The organism is Acetobacter malorum (assembly GCF_002153605.1).
Lineage (GTDB): Bacteria > Pseudomonadota > Alphaproteobacteria > Acetobacterales > Acetobacteraceae > Acetobacter > Acetobacter malorum_A.
Window position 1 is genome coordinate 1 of sequence record NZ_JOPG01000056.1, and the last position, 941, is coordinate 941.

The 941-nt window shown below is 56.4% G+C and carries 1 pseudogene; it reads right to left on the reverse strand.

Going from position 1 to position 941, the window contains the following annotated elements:
- Window positions 1-234, reverse strand: a pseudogene (locus HK23_RS14835) (glycoside hydrolase family 28 protein); the annotation flags it as partial.
- Between the last annotated feature and the right edge of the window lie 707 nt (window positions 235-941).

Here is a 941-nt window from a genome sequence, read left to right on the forward strand (position 1 = left end):
TGGAGGCGTCTGGACTGTGAGCGTGCCTCCAAAGGAACGTCCGCTAACATGACTAAGCTGAAGGCCTTTCTGGGCCGATAACCGAACATGTCTCAAGGTCATCCCCTCAATCGCTGCCTCGGGCAAACCTAACCCAACGCCGGCTGTCTTGGCATTTATCGCAGTCAGATCTGTTATGGTCACATCATGAATATGCGGGGTCGTTGATGTTACTGGAGCAACGGGATCGGTCATCGAGACAGTCTGCTGCACGAGGCCGGGTTGCGGATCGTGAGATGATCGATCCTGATCTGGCTGGACTCCCTGACAACGACCATCCACATTGGAGAATTGGTCGCCGTAATACCTGAGATCCGTCCATGCTGCACATGCGAAAACTCAATCAGCCAAGGACGTGGCAGACCAAAACGTTACTGACATTGCCACTGCACGATCGCGCATATCGTCTCTATCCGCGCTTCGGTGGTGCGGCTTCCCCAGGTTCACGAGAGGGCAAAGCAGGGGCTCATCACACCGCTGATCGAGATTTTTCGTGCAAATGGGACCTGCGCCTATGTGGGAGATGGGAGCAATTTCTGGCCTGCAGCGCATGTGCTCGACGTTGCCCGTCTTTATAGGCTGGCCATCGAGAAGAGGGCGACGGGTGCTGCGTGCGGCGATCCGAGTGGTGTGGAGCGCGCGGTGATGACGTCGTCTGTGGCGGCCGCAAGCCGAAGGGTCGGTAGCCCGGACTGCGAATGCGACGAGACGGTGTGGACCGATCCGGATCCCTCTGGTGTGGACGCCTATACACGCTCATATCCGGATCAGACTATCAATGTAGTCTTCCTCCACCTCTTGCTGGCGCTATTTACCCAGCCCATATTCCTGCCGTCGTCCGACACTGCTTAACAGACACGGAGGATTCCAAAATGCATTTTTCTCGTATGATTCAGGCCGGC